Genomic DNA, 16,241 nt, shown 5'->3' with positions numbered 1-16,241 from the left:
TTCTGTCCAATCTGGCCCTACTGTGATCCACATGAGCACGAACGACGCCGCGAACAACGGCGGCGGCGCCGGGACCACCGGGCCGCCCACCAAGCCCACGAAGAAGATCGCCCCCGACGGCGCCGCGACCGGAACCGCGGTCCTCATCCGGCCCTGGATGACCACCGCCGAAGTCGCCGCGGAGTCGGGTCGGCACCGCGAAACCGTCCTGCTGGCGCTCCGCCGCAAGTTGCTGAAGGGCAACCAGTCCGGCGCAAAAGGTCACTGGACGATCGCGCGCAAGGACTTCGACGACTGGATGAGCCGCGGAAAGCCGATCGCTCGGGCCTCCTAGCTGCCGACGGGCCGGGTTCTTCCCCGCCGCTTCCGGCTCGGCCCGCCGGCGTCCAACCCCCGCAGACGAGAAAGCGGGCCGGTGCGCGAACACCGACCCGCTGACCTCCCACGAAGAGAGGCAATGCCTTGATCAGCACAGAGACTACCGCAGGTGGCGGCCGCCACCGCGCCGGCGCGGTCCGCGCCGCGGACTTGATCGCCGCCCGCCAGCTCGGCGCATCGGACCTGCACGCCATTCCGGGCGTCGAGGCGGTGACGCTGCCCCGCATCGACGTCATCGGCAACGCCGCGGTGGACATCGCCGCCGAGCTGTACGCCCTCGGCGCGTGGGTCCTCGCGTTGGTCCGACTCGACCGCGAGCAGTGCACGCACTGCCAGCAGATCGGACACGGCACGGTCGTGCGGTTCTACCCGAACCCCGCGCCCGGCCGCCGTACCGCTCGAACGTCCGTGCCGGACGCGTGCGGGCACTGCGCCCCGGGCGTGCTGCGCGAACTGCTCGACGAGGCGGGCGGTCGAGACGTGCACGTCGAGGTCTGGCACCCGCGGGCGGTGGCGTGATGGGCATCGTCCGGAAGTTCCGCGACGGCGCGCGGTGGATCGAGAACGTCGTGGCCGTCGAGGCGCCGCGCCTGTCCGAGGAGGACGCCGCCGCGTTCCTCGCCGAACTCGACGCGGTCGCCGAGTCCGAAGCCCTGGTGACCGCGCTCGGAAGCGGGGGAGCGGTGGTCGGCGCCGACCCGCTCGCCGCCGCGCTGCTCGGCTGGCGCCGCGACGTCGACTCGGTCCCGCTCCGCTCGGACGCCGCGTGACCGCGCCGCCGGTGAAGCTCCCGTGCGGCCGGTGCGGCATCCCCCGCCCCGTGATCCGCGGCCTGATCGCCTGCCCGTGCTCCGGCCCCGGGTTCATCGCCCGCCCCCGCCCCCAGACCGGCACCACCGAATCCCAGAAGGAAGACCGATGACCACCACCGCGACCACGGCGGACCTCTGCCGCCGGATGACCGAAGCGGCCGCCATCCTCGCCGAGTACCCCGAACTGCCGACGCTGCGCGGGATCTCGGTCTACGGCACGTACGTGAGCCTCAACGGCATGAACACCTACGTCGACCCCTGGCGCGCAGCTGCGGACGTCGCCGCTTGGGCCGTCGAGTTCGGCGTCACCTGCGCGATCTCCACCAGCTACGACGGTGGCGGCAACATCGAAACCGCCTTCGAGGAACGCGGGGTCGCGTTCCGCATGTCATCGCACCTCGGGACCGCCCACGCCTACGAACTCGGCGCCGAGCTGCGCCAGAAGCTCGACCGCGCCAAGCCGTTGACGCTGTCCGGCCAGCGGCTCGCCGAGGTCGTCCGCAAGATCCAGGCCGGGGCGGCCCAGTGAAGGAACTGTGGTGGCGACTGGCCGCGGCCTCGCTGCAGAAGAAGAAGGCCGAGGACTACTACGACGCCGTCCGGGCCGAAGCCGAGAAGGTCATGGACCGCGGCGACACCAAGAGCGTGTACGCCCCGGACGGCCACACTCGTCTCGGCGCGGCGTCGATGTCGAACCCGAAGAGGAAGGCCGAGGTTCACGACGCTGACGCCTTCCTGACGTGGGTGCGCGAGCACTACCCCGAGTCGGTCGAGATGGACGCCGACATCACGGGGCCGCTCGACGAGGTGAAGGCTGTTCTTTTCCAGCACGCCAAACACTTGCTGACGCCGCGCGACCGCGTCGCGCCGAAGCTGCGCGCCGCGGTGATGGAAGCCTCGAACCTCGCCGGCGCACCGACCGGACCGGGCGGCGAAGCCGACGTGCCGGGCGTGCGGCTCGCCGCGGCGGCCGAGTCCCGGGTGTCGTTCCTCGGCGACAACGACGTGTCCTCGGTCGTCGCCGGGCTGGTCCGCTCCGGCGCCGTGAAGCTGCCCAACCTGTTCGACGAGCCGGCCGCCGAGGACGCCGAGTGAATCAGGAGATGCGCGACGCACTCGCGGCGCCGTTCCCGGACGAGGCAATCGGCCTGAAGCCGGTGATCTCGTGCCGGGCCTGCAAGCACCGCGAGTGCGCCGAGCACACGACCGAGTTCTGCGAGACGTGCGGCCAGACCATCACCACCGCGCATGACCATCACCGGTTCGTCGGGCACGCCTACGTCACCGAGAGGCTGTTTCAGGTCGACCCCGAGTGGGATTGGGAACCGATGGCGCTGGACCCGAACGGGCTGCCGCTGTTCGACGACTACGGCGGCCTGTGGATCGTCCTTACCGTCGGCGACGTCCGCCGCAAGGGCTACGGCCACGCGGACGGGCACAAGGGCGGCGACGCAACCCTGATCACCATCGGGCACGCGATCCGGATCGCTGCGATGCGCGGGTTCCGCGTGGCGTTGGGCCTGTGGAAGCCCGAACAGCCGCAGTCAGCGCAGACGCCCGCCGACGACGGCGCTGCGCTCGACGAGGCCGTGCGGATGGCGAACAGGCTGCGCAAGGAAATCCAGAAGCTCGGCCACCGCAGGAAGAAGAACTTCATCGCGGTGCTGCGCGAGTTCGACGCTTGGGCCAACGGCAAAGCCGAGTGGGCCACCGCCGACGCCGCCACGCTCCGGGTGTTCAAGACGCACTTGGAGAAGGCGTGAACATCAAGCTGTGCAGGGACATCGTGCGCGAACGGTCGTCCGGCCTGTGCGAGATCTGCGGCCTGGTCCGCGCCGAGACCATGCACCATCGCCTGACGCGGAAGTTCGGCCCTTGGGATCCGACCAACATCGTGCACCTGTGCGGTGACGGTACCCGCGGATGCCATGGCCGGGTCACCAACACCCGCGCCGAGTACTACGAGAACGGCTGGCTGATCCAGACATGGGACCAGCGCCCGCCCGCGAAGATCCCGTTCCTGCACCACGCGTGGGGGCTCGTCTACCTCGACATGGTCGGCGACTACCACCACCGCGAACCCGACGACGCCTGAAGGGACCTGCTATGACGACCACCGAACCGGCCCCCGCTGGCAAGAAGAAGCGGGGACGGCCCGCCGCTCCGGAGTTGAGCGACGCCGAGGTGCGCCGCCGCACCCGGGTCCTGATGTTCCTGCACGCCAGGGCGATCGCCGAAGGCGCCGACTTCCGCCAGCAGATCGGCGCCGCACAAGCCGAGCAGCGCCGCGCCGAGCAGGAAGCGCAGCGGCTGCGCGACGCCATCGCCGAGATCCGCCGTCTCCTCCCGCAGCACGCCGACGTCGTCGACACCGTCGTGGACTCGGTGGCGAACTGGCAGCCGCAGATGGGCGACCGCGTGCGCGGCCTTCGCCTGCACGACAACGACGCCGAGCACATCGGCGAGTACGCCGGCCGCATCGGCGGCATCACGCGGATCAAGCTCGACGCCCCCGCGGACGGCCGACCGCACGGGTTCGTCGTGGCTTCGACGCTCCGCCCCGCGCCCGCATCGACCGAGTCCTGAAGGGACAGACCATGAGCAACCTCGGCATCGTGTCCGACCTGATCGGGCACGCGAAGTCCCACGACATCACCGACGAGCGTTTCGCCGGCCTCTCGTGCAACGGCATGGGCTTGACGCTCACGCTCCCGCACGGCGAGGTCCCGTTGTTCCACGAGTGGGTGCGAACCCTCGGCAACGTCAAGGTCAACGCCCGCCGGACCATCAACCGCCCCGGCCAGCTGGAGGCCACCGGCGTCGTCGACGCCGGGCACCGCGTGTCCGTGCTCGTCGAACTCGACCGCCGCTTACTGGTCGACGCGAGGATGGTCGGCGTCGTCGAGCTGGCGAAGGTCGAGCAGATGGCGCGCCAGATGTCCGCCGAGCTGGTGCCGGCATGAGCAGCGCCGACGAAGAGGCCCTTGGCCTGTTCGGCGGCCCCGGCGGCTGGGACTGCGGCGCGCGTCTCGCCGGGTTCACCGGCCCCATGAAGGCCGTCGAGATCGAGGACGCGCCGTGCCGCACGGCGACCGCGGCCGGGCATCAGCGGATCAAGGCCGACGTGTCCAAGCTCGACCCGCGGCCGTTCGCCGGGCGGACACAGGGGCTCAAGATCTCGCCGCCGTGCCCGCCGTACTCGATCAGCGGCCGCGGCGGCGGCAAGCTCGACCGCGCGGCGGTCGAGGCGCGCATCGACGCGTTCGCCCGCGGCGAGCAGCCCGCGGACGTCGAGTGGCACGACCCGCGCTCGCACCTCACGGCCGAGCCGATGCGTTGGGCCGTCGCACTCCGCCCGCGTTGGATCGCCTGCGAGCAGGTCCCTGGCGCGCTGCCGCTGTGGCGGCACATCGGCGGGCACCTCGAACAGCTCGGCTACTCCGTGGTGACAGGCGTGCTGTCGGCCGAGCAGTACGGCGTACCGCAAGTTCGCCGCCGCGCGGTGCTGATCGCTCGCCGCGACGGCATCGCCGCCGCGCTTCCGGCGCCGACGCACCGCCGCATGTACGGCACCGAGCCTGGCCTGCCCAACGCGATCACGATGCACGAGGCGATCGGGTGGGGCCTGACCGACCGGCCCGCCTGGACCGTCACCGGCGGCGGCACCCGCACCGGCGGGGCCGAGGTGTTCGGCAACGCCAAGTGCCGCGCCAAGATCGGCAACCGCCGGCCGACCGTGGCCGAAGCCGCTGTGCTGCAGGGGTTCCCGGCCGACTACCCGTTCGCTGGCGACACCGAGGGCGCCCGCTATCAGCAGGTCGGCGACGCCATCCCGCCGCAGCTCGCCGCCGCCATCCTCGCCCCCCTGATCAGCACCACCGGCTTGGAGGCCGCAGCATGACCGTCCGTTTCGTGATCTCCGCCGACCCCGCCGCGATCGCCGCTGCCGGCGTCGCGCTCGCCGAGCACGGCGTGTTCGTCGAGCACGTCGCCGACGACCCGAGCGGGCTCCGCCACTTCGACGTGACCGACGACGACGGCGACGAGCGGGACCCCGGCACCGACACGCTCGGCAAGGTCCGCGCGGCCTGGACCCGCCGCCACGCCCGCGCCCCGTTCCCGTCGGTGTTCTACGGCGGCCGGCTGCCGCTCGGCGACGACACGCCCTGACCCTGCACCCGATCTCGGCCCGGCGCGGTCCCGACCCGCGCCGGGCCGACCTCGACTTGACCACCTGGAGGTGATCACCCATGGACTTCGAAACCGAGAAGAACCGCGACCTGCGGCACGTCCCGAAGCTCACCGGCAACCCGACACAGCGCGCGCAGCGGGCGGACACCGACGCCGCGCGCCTGGTCCGCGACATCCGCCACTACGACCCCGCACAGATCTGGGGACGACTGAACCGGTGGGCCGAGGAGAGCCCCACCCGGCTGCTGGCCGCAGCCATGCACTTGGCCGCGATGGCGGATCCGCGCGTGCCGGAGTGGTGCGACGCGCTCGGCGGCACCATCGGCTTGCACCTCGACTACGACCCGGCCCGCCATAACCGCACCGAGCAGAACGCGCCGCGCAAGCGGAAGCCTGGTCCGAACGACGAGGCCGTGATCAAGCTGGCGCAGCAGGGCATCCCGGACGCCGAGATCGCTCGTCGGCTGAAGATCCGCCGACAGGCTGTGAACCTCATCCGCGGCTACTACGGGCTGCCGGACCGCACCCGAGAGGCCGCGGCGAAGCGCGACGCGCACATCGCCGAGCTGGCCGCCGCCGGCAACGGGCCGCACGCCATCGCCGCCGCGATCGGTCTGTCGGTGAGTTCGGTCGAGCGCGCCTTGCGGCGCATCGCCGACGCCGCCGAGGACGACAACGTCGCCCGCGCGGCGGAAGCCGCAGGGGCCGAGCCCGCCGCATGACCCTGATCCTGATCCGTCGGCCGAGTGGCGGTGCCCCATGGCGTGGGTGAAGCTCGACGACCGGTTGCCCATGTCCCTCAAGATCCGCGGTCTGGTCGACGACGGCGTCACCGGCGACCGCGCGAAGGACCAGCGGAACGCGTCCCTGGGGCACTTCATTCAGCTGCTGACGTGGGTCGGTGCAGCGGGCAGCGACGGCTTCGTGACCCGCGACGCCGTGGACCTGTACGGCACGGCAGCGTCCACGCGGCGGCTGCTGCGCGCGAAGTTCGAGCGCGCCCCGTTGCTGCACCAGCTCGACGAGCGCGGCCGGCCGCCGCAGTGCCCGTGCCTCGACGGCCGCGAGTGGAAGGCCGACTACGAGTTCTTGATCCACGACTATCTCGACCGCAACCCGTCGAAGCAGGAGAACGACGTCCACAAGGCGAAGTCACGGGAGCTGCGCGACCCGCGCCTGAAGGAGGCCGTCCGCGTCAGGGACAGCGACACGTGCCGGTACTGCGGCCGCTACTGCAAGTTCAGCGACCGCGTGTCCGACGACGGCCTGACCTACGACCACGTGGACCCGGAAGTCGCTGGCGGCATGGACAACCTCGTCGTCTCGTGCCGCGGATGCAACCGCCGCAAGGGAAAGCGGACGCCGAACCAGGCCGGCATGATCCTCCGCGAGCTACCTACGACGAGACCTGTGACCGTCGCAGGTCTCGTCACAGGTCCGGACGCAAGTCCCGTCGCAACCCCTGTCGCAGCAACCACACCAGCCCCCGAAGACGCCGACGTGCACGAACGCGCCGAGCAGCACGGCACCGGCGCGCCCGCCGAGCAGCGACAGGACGGGCGCGCGTCGCAGGTCTCGACGTCTCCCGGACGGGACGGGGACGGGCTCGTCGTAGGTGCCGGGGTACCGGCACCTACGACGGACCGTGTGCCCAACGTCCCCATTGGACCGCCACCCCCGCGGCTGACTGGCCGCCCTGGAAGCCCCTACCTCCGGGAGCCCCGCCCGTTCCCGGATTTGCACGCAGGACACCCACCCCAGCCCGACGACCCTCGCGCCGCCGGAGTAGCCACCTTGGAGGCACCGTGACGACAGACCACATGACCGAAACCCCGGCGGGCGCCGAGGTGTTCGAGCCGAGCGCAGAGCCGTTCGACAGCTGCGAGCACCCCGTGTGGGTCGCGGTCGGCGACGGGCCGGCGTCGCTGCCCGCCGTGATCGAGGCGACCAAGGCGGGCGACCCGGTCGAGGCGGTGTGTCGGCTCGTCGAGGCGTCGGTGCGAGCCGCGCTCAAGGCAGTCGGGTACCGGATGGACCGGCCGCGCGCGTTCGAGATCGGCGACGCCGAGCCGGACGGCGTGACGGAGGTGCGGGACCCGGCGCGCCGGCGGTGGGCGCGCGGGCACGACGGCCTGTGGTTCATGCCGGAACAGGTGTCGCCGCACCTGCCGTGGGTCGAGATGCTGGACCGGACGGGCGACGTCGTCGAGGTGCTTCCCGGTCCGGCGGTGCCGACGCGCGCCGAGGTGATCGAGCGGGCGGCCGAGGTGTTCTGTGACAGCTCGGCGGACGGCGCCCGGTGGGCCGACCTCGGCGAGCCGGCGCGGGCGCTGTACCGGCGTCGTCAGGCTGCCGTAGCGGACGCCGGGCTGTTGGCCGATCCCGCGCTGTTCGCCGAGATCGCCCGTCTGCGGGCACAGATCGGCGCGGCGGTGGCCGTGCTCGACGAGCCGGTGCCCGCGGCACCTCGCGGAGTCCACCCGCTGGCCACCCAGAACCACCATCGCTCGCAGCAGGTGCAGCGCGTGCGCGCCGAGCTGCAAGGCGGTGTCCGGTGACTGAAGAACGCTGCGAGCGGACCGAGCTGTTCGTGAGCCAGTGCGCGCACTGCCTGGGCCACGCCGAGTCGGTGATCGACGTCGTCGACTTGGAGGGCCGGAAGCACGACGTCGAGGACGGCGACGGGCCGACGATCGAGGCGAAGTACCCCGGGCGCTGCCCGAACTGCGCCGAGCAGATCCAGCCCGGCGACCCGATCACGCTCGTCGGTGGCGGCTCGTCGGCGGGGGCGTGGCTGTGCGCGGAGTGTGCCGCATGAGCGACCCCGTCAGCGCGATCGTCCGCGTGTACGCCGCGTTCCTGCGGGCGCGGGAGGCCGCGCGCGAGCGGGCCGCGAAGTCCCGCACCATCCAACGACTTGACCGGGAGGGCCGGTGAGCCAGTACCTGACGCCGACGACGGCGGAGGAGGACGAGTGGGACCGTCGCGCGCTCGAGGCGTTGCGCACCAGGAGTGTCCTGTCCTGGCAACAGCTTGTGGCGGCCGAGGTGGACGCGTTCGCCGTCCACGCGGCGCTCGACCGGATCGTGCGGAAGCTGGCCGTGGACCTGGAGTCGCGGCGGACGTCCCTGTCGGCGCTGCGCGCGGAGGTCGAGGCGGGCACCGTCTCGCGGGCGCGGTTCGCCGAGGCGCACAGGCGGTATGCGGAGTGGCGGCAAAGGGTCCTGTACTTCCGGGGGCACGTCGTGGCGCGATTCGACGAACTCGACGTACGGGTGAAGGACGCTCGGGCGCGCCAGCGCGCCGACGCCAACCGCGCGGCGGTGGTGCGGTTTCTGGACGCGCTGCACGAGGTGCGGCGGCAGCACGTGCCGGACACGGACCACGGCGGCGACCCGCGGTACTGCATGAGGTGCCACGACTGCGTCGGCGACCCGATCGAGCACCCGTGTCCGACGCATCAGGCCGTGACGGCCGCACTCAAGGCGGTCGGGCAGTGACGTCGCTGGACCCGTGCCGGTCGCCGTGCCGGAAGCACCCGTGCAGTGTCGAGCACGCCGAGGTTGTCCGGTCGTACCGTGAGGCCGTGCGGCTCTACGACGAGCAGGCCGAGCGGGTGACGGGCGGCTACGAGTGGGAGATGGAGCGCTATCGGGAGGATCACCCGCGGCCGACGCTCAAGGACTACTTGATCAGTCGGCGGCGGGCGGCGTGACGGTGCGCGGCTTGGGGCCGGGGCGGGCCGGTTCGATGCCTGCCTCGCGGGCGATCCGGCGGACGTACGCGGCGGTGAACGGCGAGTGCTCGACGACGTCGCTGGGCCGCTCGCCGGCCTTGAGCGCGGCGACCGCTGCGGCTGCAACAGCTTCGGTCGCGGCGTCGTGCGCCTTCTTGGTCTCGCGGTAGCGGCGGGCGGCGTCGTCGAGCGCGTCGAGTGCGGTCATGCGAAACAGAGTAGCGCAACCCTGTTGCGCACCCAATGGGTAATGCGATACCGTGTATCGCAACAGGGAAGCGAAACTAGGAGGACGAGATGGCCGAGCAGCCCACCACCCCCGAGGTCACCGAAGACGAGCTGAGCGACATGCGCGCCACGCTCGCCGACCGCTACCCCGGCGCCGTCAACGCCCCCAAGGCCAGCGTCCTGAACAAGATCGAGAAGACCTGGCGGGGCGGGGTCGCCGGCTACCTCCGCGACAACTACGACAAGTAGCCCCGCCGCCCCTGGCCACCCGGCCGGGGGCGCCCCAGCCCCGTCGTCCACACCAGACAGGAGAGCCACCATGCGAGTCAGCCCATTCGTGTTCGGCGTCGAGGTAGAGCAGGCAGCCACGGCCACCGCCGTGCTGGACGCCTACCCCCGATGGGAATCCCGTGACGCCGTAGACGACCTGTACGCGCAGTACGGCCGTCCCGGCTTGGACCTGGTGCACGAATACGAGAACGAGCCGAACATCGCCGACAACGCCGTCATGCCGCTCTACGTCGTCCTTCACTGATCGTCCGCCCCCGCCGCGCGTAGGCGCCGCCGGCCCGTGACCGAGCGGGGCGCACCACTTCCGTCACACCCCAAGATCGAAAGGACCCAATCCCCGATGAGTCGCATGTTCAGGGTCTCGGCCTGGCTGTGCATTGTGGTCTCGGCGCTGTCGTCGATGGTCATCAGCTACGCCGGCCTGGCCGGCCTCGCGCGGCTGGTCGGATACACGACGGTCGAGCTGCCGGTGTTGCCGTTCACGGTCGACGTGTCCGCCCTGCTGCCGGTCGCGATCGACGTCGCCATCGTCGCCAGCACGCTGGTATGGCTCGGCCAGGGCGCACCGCGGGAGACGTTGAACTACGCCCGGAACCTGGCGCTGGTGACAATCGCCACCAGCGTGGCGGCGAACGCCGTGTACCACGGGCTGACAGGCGGCCGGTACTGGCTGCTGGCGAGCATCGTCGCCAGCATCCCGCCCGCGTTCCTGGCGGCGCTGGTCCACCTCGGCGCGCTGCTGGTGCGGACTGCCTCGCCCGAGGTCGTCGAGCTGGTGCCCGCCCGCCTGGAGCCGGAGCAGCCGCACCACGAGCCGGAGCCGGTCCACCAGGACCCGGCGACGGCCGCGCCAGAACCTGGCGGCGACCTGGTGACCAGCGAAGACATCACGGCGAAGGTCGCCGAGATGATCGCCGCCGCGGAGCGTGCGGGGCTCCGGCCGCCGGGTCGCAGCGTGCTGGCGCGCCAGCTCGACGTGTCCGAGCACGAGGTGCGCCAGGTGCTGGAGAAGCTCCGCCAGGAACGCCCCGGACGGCTGGCGTTGGCGCCAGCCCCCGCCCGGTAGCCACACCCGACGCTGGCGGCGCCACCCGGGCGCCGCCAGCCCAACCACAGGAGGAACCGTGGGGACCACCAACTACGCCGTGCTGGTCGAGTACGAGCTGCCCGACGATGTCCCGTTCGACACCGCGGCTGCCGAGCTGATGGCGACGCTGCGCGAGTCGTCGCCGCGCCCGCCGGTACTCGTGACAACGACCGCCGGGCCGGATGCGCAGCGGCTGATGGAGGCGCGCGCGGGCGGCGTCGTCGCGTCGCTGGCGGAACAGCTGCACCTGTCGCCGGGCGACGTCGTGGTGGTGACCGTGCCCCCCGAGCGGGCGCCCGACGATTACCGCGCGATCGCCGACGCGGCGTCGGTCGCGTTCCCGGACCACCAGGTGGTGTTCGTGTGGGCCGGGATGGACGTCTCGGCGGGCAGCGCGCACCCGGTGACGCTGCCGGACGACGTGCCGGCGGACGCCGTGAGCATGGGCGCGGACAGCGTCTCGGGGTTCGACGACGAGGAGGTGCGTCGGACGGCGGCGTACCTGATCGGCGGGGCCGAGACCTTCCTGCCGGTGCGGGACGGCGAGGAGTCCGCGGAGTGGCTGTACGTGCAGGGTATGAGGCGGGCGCGGATGGAGTGCGAGCGCGCCCGTCAGCTGCTCGGTCACTACCCGCTGTGCGAAGCGCTCGAGCACCCCGAGGCCGTCGAGGAGTACTGCACCTGCGCCGGGTGGGCCGAGGCGTGACCGGCTACCGTGCCGCTGTGCGCGCCGCGACCGCGGCTCGTGAGGAGGCGAACCCCGATGCCTGACCTGTCCAACCTCGCCGCGCTGATCGCTGCCGACGTGGCCAACCGGAACGCCGGCCGACCGACGCCGGTCACGCTCAACGAGCCCGTCATGCGCCGGGTCGCGCTCGACGAGGAGACGGCCGAGGTGTGGGCGGTGGTCCGCGTCGACCTCGGCGGCAGCCTGACCGAGATCGACGTCAAGCGGTACGTGCCTGCGGCGGCCGGCGAGCTGCAGGCGCGGTACGCCCGGCTGGACTCCGGCGTGCAGGAGCTGCGCGTGGCGGACGCGGATGGCCGGGTCTACGGCCTCGCGTTCGCCGCGCCGAACCCGCGGCCGGACGACGACGAGGTGACGCCGGCCGTCGCCGAGCCGGGGGAGTGGGACGACTGGCCGGAGGAGACCGACCGTGGCTGACGTACCTGTTGAGCTGACCGTCCGCACCGGCGGGTCGTCGTGGCTGCAGCTGATCTCCGCCGGGGCGTGGACGAAGCTGGACCACTGGGACGGCTACGCCCGCAGCGTCGACTTTCCGGCGACGACGGCCGAGCTGAAGGCGGACGGCTCGCTGCGGTTCCACGGGCCGGTAGACCTTCGCCGCGAGCTGCCGGGGGGGGGCGACCGTGGCTGACGTGATCGCTCGGCTGACGTGGGACGGCGGCATCGTCACGGCGCCCGTCGGCACGGACAAGTGCGCGCAGACCGTCGGCCGGCCGCACCCGAGCGACTGGACGCACTGGCTGTTCGCCGCCGGCGACCCGGGGCCGATGGTGCAGCTGACGACCCGGTGCGGCCAGCGTGCCCACCGGTTCGTGCTTGAGGGGGAGGGCAAGACGGTGGACTGTCCCCGGTGCCTCGAGATCGGCCCGTCACCCGGCACCAGGGACGAGCGGAAGTAGGGCTACTCGGCGCGCCGGGCCGCGCAGCTGCGCGCCCCGTGCGCGTCGGTCGACCACTCGCCGAACCGCTCGAACCCCAACCGGCTCAACGTCTCGTCGTGGTCGTCGCCGGCGCTGAACGTCGTCCACTTCGCGAGTTCGTGATTCTGGCGGTGCACGAACAGCGTCGGCGCCCCGTGGTCGCTTTCGATCACGGTCACGGAGAACGACTCGGAGCCGGCCATGCATCGAGGGTAGGCGACGGGCGTTCGTGCTGCTCCGCGGTGCCGCGTGGAGTGGTCAGCGCGCACGCTGTCGCCTAACTGGCGTACCCGTTTTGCCGGTTACGATGATCGGGACCAGTGTTTCCGAAGGTAGGCGGGAGCGTTCGTTTGAGTCAGGTCCTGGAATTCCTCAACCACGTGGTGGCCCGTACGGCGGTGACGAGCGGGCCGGGTGCGATCGGCACCAAGTCCGGGTTCAGCTCGGCGCCCCCGATCAACCTCGACGCGCTCGAGCTGCGTGACCTGCTGTGGGACGGGCTGCCCTTGGGTGGCGAGTACCTCGAGCTGGAAGCGAAGGCAATGCGGATGATCGAGAACCCCACGATGGTGCCGCTTGGCCTGTGCCCATGCGGGCAGCCAGTGGCGTGCGAGTTCGACCGGGTCGCCGGCCAGTGCGAGCACTGCGGCGAGTGGCTGTCTCGCGCCGAGTCGGTGCACGCCGCCCGCGAGTACGTCGAGTCGACGTGGCTCACGCCGGCCGAGATCGAGCGCGAGACGCGCGAGTGGGGCAGCCCGGTCAAGGCGACACGCGTCCGGCAGTGGCGCTGCCGCGGGCAGATCACCCCGGACGAGCACGGCCGGTACCGGCTGGCCGACGTGCTCGAGCAGATCGACGTGACCACCGCCGTTTGACAGGTGCCTGTCGAGGCGCCTAATGTGACAAACCACGCGGAGCTGTGCCCGCACGAAACCCCCGCCCGGCCACCGGCCAGCGGGGGTTTCCTCGTATCCCCGGTCGAGCGCGACGCCGTGCGCCTACCTCGCGCGGCGTCGCGCTCCCGGGTCACGCGTGCCGGGAGGTGCCAGTGAAGCGCCACACCATCCGCAAGGTAGACGGCCGCTGGCTGCGCTTCGAGCGCGCCTACGGGTTCGGGATGCCCGGTGCCACCACGGTCACTCGGCACGCCAGCTGGCGCACCGCGATGCGCGCCACCGAGGCACGGCCGGGCGACGGCAACACCTTCATCGTCCACCCGCAGCAGCGGCCGCCCGACTACTTCGAGCGCACCGCCCACATCGACACCTGAGCGGGGGCAGCTGAGTTGCCGGCACGCAAGCCATGCTCACGACCCGGCTGCCCGGTGCTGGTGCCACGGGGGACCAGCCGGTGCCCTGACTGTCGCCGCACTGCAGACCGGGCGCGCGGCGGGGCGAGGCAGCGCGGGTACGACCACGACCACGAGGCACGGTTCAGGGCCCGCGTGCTCGAGCGCGATCCGGTCTGCACCCGATGCGGTCAGCATCCGTCGGTGCACGCGGACCACTGGCCGCTGAGTCGTCGGGAGCTGGTGCACCGTGGCCTCGACGCCAACGACCCGGCGCACGGGCGCGGCCTGTGCCATGGCTGCCACTCGACGGACACGGCGGGGGCGCAGCCGGGTGGGTGGAACGCGCGATGACGTGATGTTGGTGAGCAACGGCCGCCGACCACGCGCCGGGAGATGATCACCGGCCCTCGACACCCCTGGGGGGTACCCCCTCGGAGTCGATCACTCCGGGACCGCCGGGGAGGTCTCTCGCAGTCCAGACACCGCTAAGCACTCGCGCGCGAGGGAGGCCGTTGTGGAGAGCACCGTTCCGTACGGCTTGGCCGAGGGCGGCCGGGCGCTGTGGCAGTCGCTGTTGACGCAGGACGCGTCGCTGTCGGACGAGCTGAATCCGGCCCGGCAGATGGCGGTCGAGGCGTGCCGGACGAAAGACCGGCTCGACCTGCTCGACGACATCTGCCGGACCGAGCCGGTGATGCTGGACAACGGCAAGGGACAGCCGGTCGCGCACCCTGCGTGGGTCGAGGCACGGCAGCAGGGCAACGCGCTGAAGCAACTGATCGTGGCGCTGCGGCTGCCGGACAAGGCGACCGGCAAACGCCCGCAGGTCCAGCGCGGATCGTCGCCGACGCGCGGCGCCGGCGTCGTGTCGTCGCTCGAGCGGGCGCGCGCCGCGAAATCGGGGACGTGAAGCGCTGGTCTGGGCCGCTGTTCGACGGGCACGTGTGTTCCCTGGGGTACGAGGTCCTGGACTGGATCCACGCGTACTGCTGCCACGGGCCTGGCGACGTCCAGGGTGAGCCGCTGGACTACGACGACGAGATTCGTGACTTCGTCATCGAGTGCTACCGGATCGACCCCGTCACCGGACGGCGGGTTTACCAGGAAGCGGTGTTGTCGCGCCCGAAGGGCCGGTCGAAGTCGGAGATCGCCGGGCACATCGGCACGGCCGAGGGGTTCGCGCCGGTCCGTTTCGACGGCTGGGACGCGAACGGGCAGCCGGTCGGCCGGCCGGTCCGGTCCCCGCTGATCAAGTGCCTGGCGACCGAGGAGTCCCAAGCCGGGAACACGTTCGAGAACATCGCGTTCATCGCCGGCGAGTGGGGCCCGGACGTCCATCCGGAGATCTACGGCGGTTCGACGGGGATCCGGAAGTACCAGTCGGCATCGGCGGTGTACCTGCCCGACGGCGGAGAGATCCGGGCGTGCACGTCGGGCTCGGCGTCGAAGGACGGCGGCAAGGAAACGTTCGTCGTGCCCGACGAGTCCCACTTGTACGTGTTGCGGGAGCTGAAGGCGATGTACGCGACGGTGATGCGGAACCTGCCTAAGCGGATGATCGCGGACCCGTGGGCGCTGCAGACGTCGACCGCGTACCGGCCGGGTGAGCAGTCGGTGTTCGAGGAGACCTTGACCGCGTGGCGGAAGGGTGAGTTGCCGGCGTCGGTTTTCGTGGACCACCGCGAGGCCAGAGGCCGGATCGACATCAACGACAAGGCGCACACGATCGCGCAGCTGAAGCAGGTGTACGGCGCCGCGATGGATCCGAAGACCGGATGGATGGACCCGGAGGCCGTTTACGCCACGATGAAGGACCCGCGCAAGTGCGCGGACGAGGCGACGGCAGCGCGCTACTACCTGAACCGGCCGATGTCGGGGCAGAACGCGTGGATCGCGAAGGACGTCTACGAGCGGCAGTCGGTGATCGCCGAACCGCTCGAGGGCGACACGCGCCCCCGGCCGATGGCGGTGGTGCTGCCGGGCGAGGAGATCACCGTTGGGTTCGACGGCTCGCTGAACGACGACACCACGGTGCTTCGCGGCTGCCGGATGTCGGACGGTTTCCTGTTCCGCATCGGGGCATGGCCGAAGCCGGCCGGCATCGACGGCATCGGCTGGGAGGTCCCTCGGCGCGACGTCTTGGCGACGATCCGGGAGACCTACCGCCGGTACCGGGTGAAGCGCGGCTACTTCGACCCGCACGAGTGGCGGTCGGACATCGACGATCTCGCCGACGAGTTCGGCGAAGACCGCGTGGTCGCGTGGGAGACCCGGCGGGACGTGCAGATGGCCGCAGCGCTGGACCGGCTGCACACCGGCCTGAAGGTCGGCGAGATTTGGCACGACGGCGATCCGCTGGCGATCGAGCACTACGGCAACGCGCAGGTCCGTAAGAAGGGCCCGCACCGGCTCGTGGCCAAGGAACACCCCAATTCCAGCCGGAAGATCGACTCTGTCGTTGGTGACGCGCTGGCGTACGAAGCCCGCGCGGACGCGCTGACTGCAGAGCCGGAGACCGACGGGATTTCCCACACCATGTACGGCTTCAGCTGAGAGGGG

At 71.5% G+C, this 16,241-nt stretch carries 31 protein-coding genes; 29 read left to right on the top strand and 2 right to left on the bottom strand.

The window, feature by feature from the left end; all coding sequences use genetic code 11:
• Positions 1-31: 31 nt before the first annotated feature.
• The 18 genes from ACERZO_RS49515 to ACERZO_RS49430 all read left to right on the top strand — a co-directional run bounded on the left by ACERZO_RS49515 (position 32) and on the right by ACERZO_RS49430 (position 9,096).
• On the top strand, positions 32-334 hold the full coding sequence (locus ACERZO_RS49515) for a helix-turn-helix domain-containing protein (protein ID WP_372673015.1): 303 nt from the start codon (positions 32-34) through the stop codon (positions 332-334).
• A gap of 128 nt (positions 335-462) precedes the next feature.
• Positions 463-897 (top strand): hypothetical protein, encoded by a 435-nt coding sequence (locus ACERZO_RS49510; RefSeq protein WP_372673014.1) that lies wholly within the window; start codon positions 463-465, stop codon positions 895-897.
• Positions 897-1,148, top strand: coding sequence for a hypothetical protein (locus ACERZO_RS49505; RefSeq protein ID WP_372673013.1), 252 nt, complete (start codon positions 897-899; stop codon positions 1,146-1,148). The genes ACERZO_RS49510 and ACERZO_RS49505 overlap by 1 nt, the downstream gene beginning before the upstream one ends.
• Before the next feature lie 148 nt (positions 1,149-1,296).
• Complete coding sequence (locus tag ACERZO_RS49500; protein ID WP_372673012.1) at positions 1,297-1,719, top strand: hypothetical protein; 423 nt, start codon at positions 1,297-1,299, stop codon at positions 1,717-1,719.
• The gene (locus tag ACERZO_RS49495) at positions 1,716-2,285 is read left to right on the top strand and encodes a hypothetical protein (protein WP_372673011.1); all 570 of its coding nucleotides are present in this window, start codon (positions 1,716-1,718) and stop codon (positions 2,283-2,285) included. Before ACERZO_RS49500 ends, ACERZO_RS49495 begins: the two co-directional genes overlap by 4 nt.
• Positions 2,286-2,293: 8 nt before the next feature.
• Positions 2,294-2,953 (top strand): hypothetical protein, encoded by a 660-nt coding sequence (locus ACERZO_RS49490; protein ID WP_372673010.1) that lies wholly within the window; start codon positions 2,294-2,296, stop codon positions 2,951-2,953.
• Complete coding sequence (locus ACERZO_RS49485; RefSeq protein WP_372673009.1) at positions 2,950-3,285, top strand: hypothetical protein; 336 nt, start codon at positions 2,950-2,952, stop codon at positions 3,283-3,285. The genes ACERZO_RS49490 and ACERZO_RS49485 overlap by 4 nt, the downstream gene beginning before the upstream one ends.
• An 11-nt stretch (positions 3,286-3,296) precedes the next feature.
• Positions 3,297-3,776 (top strand): hypothetical protein, encoded by a 480-nt coding sequence (locus ACERZO_RS49480; protein WP_372673008.1) that lies wholly within the window; start codon positions 3,297-3,299, stop codon positions 3,774-3,776.
• Between the two features lie 11 nt (positions 3,777-3,787).
• Positions 3,788-4,153 carry a hypothetical protein gene (locus ACERZO_RS49475; RefSeq protein ID WP_372673007.1) on the top strand — a complete coding sequence of 122 codons (366 nt, stop codon included), beginning with the start codon at positions 3,788-3,790 and terminating at the stop codon, positions 4,151-4,153.
• Positions 4,150-5,091: a DNA cytosine methyltransferase gene (locus ACERZO_RS49470; protein ID WP_372673006.1), complete on the top strand. Its 942-nt coding sequence runs from the start codon at positions 4,150-4,152 to the stop codon at positions 5,089-5,091. The genes ACERZO_RS49475 and ACERZO_RS49470 overlap by 4 nt, the downstream gene beginning before the upstream one ends.
• Positions 5,088-5,360 (top strand): hypothetical protein, encoded by a 273-nt coding sequence (locus ACERZO_RS49465; protein WP_372673005.1) that lies wholly within the window; start codon positions 5,088-5,090, stop codon positions 5,358-5,360. Before ACERZO_RS49470 ends, ACERZO_RS49465 begins: the two co-directional genes overlap by 4 nt.
• Positions 5,361-5,440: 80 nt before the next feature.
• Positions 5,441-6,103, top strand: a complete 663-nt coding sequence (locus tag ACERZO_RS49460) for a hypothetical protein (RefSeq protein WP_372673004.1) — start codon at positions 5,441-5,443, stop codon at positions 6,101-6,103.
• 37 nt (positions 6,104-6,140) lie between these two features.
• Entirely contained in the window at positions 6,141-7,190 is a 1,050-nt protein-coding gene (locus tag ACERZO_RS49455; protein WP_372673003.1) for an HNH endonuclease, read from the top strand.
• Positions 7,187-7,939, top strand: a complete 753-nt coding sequence (locus ACERZO_RS49450) for a hypothetical protein (RefSeq protein ID WP_372673002.1) — start codon at positions 7,187-7,189, stop codon at positions 7,937-7,939. The genes ACERZO_RS49455 and ACERZO_RS49450 overlap by 4 nt, the downstream gene beginning before the upstream one ends.
• On the top strand, positions 7,936-8,199 hold the full coding sequence (locus tag ACERZO_RS49445; protein ID WP_372673001.1) for a hypothetical protein: 264 nt from the start codon (positions 7,936-7,938) through the stop codon (positions 8,197-8,199). Before ACERZO_RS49450 ends, ACERZO_RS49445 begins: the two co-directional genes overlap by 4 nt.
• Positions 8,196-8,318, top strand: a complete 123-nt coding sequence (locus ACERZO_RS49440; RefSeq protein ID WP_372673000.1) for a hypothetical protein — start codon at positions 8,196-8,198, stop codon at positions 8,316-8,318. The genes ACERZO_RS49445 and ACERZO_RS49440 overlap by 4 nt, the downstream gene beginning before the upstream one ends.
• Positions 8,315-8,881: a hypothetical protein gene (locus ACERZO_RS49435; RefSeq protein WP_372672999.1), complete on the top strand. Its 567-nt coding sequence runs from the start codon at positions 8,315-8,317 to the stop codon at positions 8,879-8,881. The genes ACERZO_RS49440 and ACERZO_RS49435 overlap by 4 nt, the downstream gene beginning before the upstream one ends.
• Before the next feature lie 86 nt (positions 8,882-8,967).
• Entirely contained in the window at positions 8,968-9,096 is a 129-nt protein-coding gene (locus ACERZO_RS49430; RefSeq protein WP_372672998.1) for a hypothetical protein, read from the top strand.
• On the opposite strand, the gene ACERZO_RS49425 is transcribed toward ACERZO_RS49430, so the two are convergent.
• Positions 9,074-9,325, bottom strand: a complete 252-nt coding sequence (locus ACERZO_RS49425; RefSeq protein WP_372672997.1) for a hypothetical protein — start codon at positions 9,323-9,325, stop codon at positions 9,074-9,076. The genes ACERZO_RS49430 and ACERZO_RS49425 overlap by 23 nt on opposite strands.
• Positions 9,326-9,414: 89 nt before the next feature.
• On the opposite strand from ACERZO_RS49425, the gene ACERZO_RS49420 reads away from it, so the two are divergent.
• The 7 genes from ACERZO_RS49420 to ACERZO_RS49390 all read left to right on the top strand — a co-directional run bounded on the left by ACERZO_RS49420 (position 9,415) and on the right by ACERZO_RS49390 (position 12,370).
• Positions 9,415-9,594: a hypothetical protein gene (locus tag ACERZO_RS49420; protein ID WP_372672996.1), complete on the top strand. Its 180-nt coding sequence runs from the start codon at positions 9,415-9,417 to the stop codon at positions 9,592-9,594.
• 70 nt (positions 9,595-9,664) lie between these two features.
• Positions 9,665-9,880, top strand: coding sequence for a hypothetical protein (locus ACERZO_RS49415; RefSeq protein WP_372672995.1), 216 nt, complete (start codon positions 9,665-9,667; stop codon positions 9,878-9,880).
• A gap of 96 nt (positions 9,881-9,976) precedes the next feature.
• On the top strand, positions 9,977-10,702 hold the full coding sequence (locus ACERZO_RS49410) for a hypothetical protein (protein WP_372672994.1): 726 nt from the start codon (positions 9,977-9,979) through the stop codon (positions 10,700-10,702).
• A 58-nt stretch (positions 10,703-10,760) separates the two neighbouring features.
• Entirely contained in the window at positions 10,761-11,429 is a 669-nt protein-coding gene (locus ACERZO_RS49405) for a hypothetical protein (protein WP_372672993.1), read from the top strand.
• A gap of 57 nt (positions 11,430-11,486) precedes the next feature.
• Positions 11,487-11,888, top strand: a complete 402-nt coding sequence (locus ACERZO_RS49400; protein WP_372672992.1) for a hypothetical protein — start codon at positions 11,487-11,489, stop codon at positions 11,886-11,888.
• Positions 11,881-12,102, top strand: coding sequence for a hypothetical protein (locus tag ACERZO_RS49395; protein ID WP_372672991.1), 222 nt, complete (start codon positions 11,881-11,883; stop codon positions 12,100-12,102). The genes ACERZO_RS49400 and ACERZO_RS49395 overlap by 8 nt, the downstream gene beginning before the upstream one ends.
• Positions 12,095-12,370, top strand: a complete 276-nt coding sequence (locus ACERZO_RS49390) for a hypothetical protein (protein WP_372672990.1) — start codon at positions 12,095-12,097, stop codon at positions 12,368-12,370. Before ACERZO_RS49395 ends, ACERZO_RS49390 begins: the two co-directional genes overlap by 8 nt.
• Positions 12,371-12,372: 2 nt before the next feature.
• On the opposite strand, the gene ACERZO_RS49385 is transcribed toward ACERZO_RS49390, so the two are convergent.
• Complete coding sequence (locus tag ACERZO_RS49385; protein ID WP_372672989.1) at positions 12,373-12,594, bottom strand: hypothetical protein; 222 nt, start codon at positions 12,592-12,594, stop codon at positions 12,373-12,375.
• Between the two features lie 147 nt (positions 12,595-12,741).
• On the opposite strand from ACERZO_RS49385, the gene ACERZO_RS49380 reads away from it, so the two are divergent.
• From ACERZO_RS49380 to ACERZO_RS49365, 4 genes are all read left to right on the top strand, one after another.
• A complete protein-coding gene (locus ACERZO_RS49380; protein WP_372672988.1) occupies positions 12,742-13,266 on the top strand; it encodes a hypothetical protein in 525 nt (174 codons plus the stop codon).
• A gap of 173 nt (positions 13,267-13,439) precedes the next feature.
• Entirely contained in the window at positions 13,440-13,661 is a 222-nt protein-coding gene (locus ACERZO_RS49375; protein ID WP_372672987.1) for a hypothetical protein, read from the top strand.
• Positions 13,662-14,196: 535 nt separating this feature from the next.
• On the top strand, positions 14,197-14,592 hold the full coding sequence (locus ACERZO_RS49370; RefSeq protein ID WP_372672986.1) for a hypothetical protein: 396 nt from the start codon (positions 14,197-14,199) through the stop codon (positions 14,590-14,592).
• Complete coding sequence (locus ACERZO_RS49365) at positions 14,589-16,235, top strand: hypothetical protein (RefSeq protein ID WP_372672985.1); 1,647 nt, start codon at positions 14,589-14,591, stop codon at positions 16,233-16,235. The genes ACERZO_RS49370 and ACERZO_RS49365 overlap by 4 nt, the downstream gene beginning before the upstream one ends.
• Positions 16,236-16,241: the final 6 nt, after the last annotated feature.

It is taken from the genome of Amycolatopsis kentuckyensis (genome assembly GCF_041679295.1).
GTDB lineage: Bacteria > Actinomycetota > Actinomycetes > Mycobacteriales > Pseudonocardiaceae > Amycolatopsis > Amycolatopsis kentuckyensis_A.
This window is presented reverse-complemented; position numbering and strand designations above follow the sequence as displayed.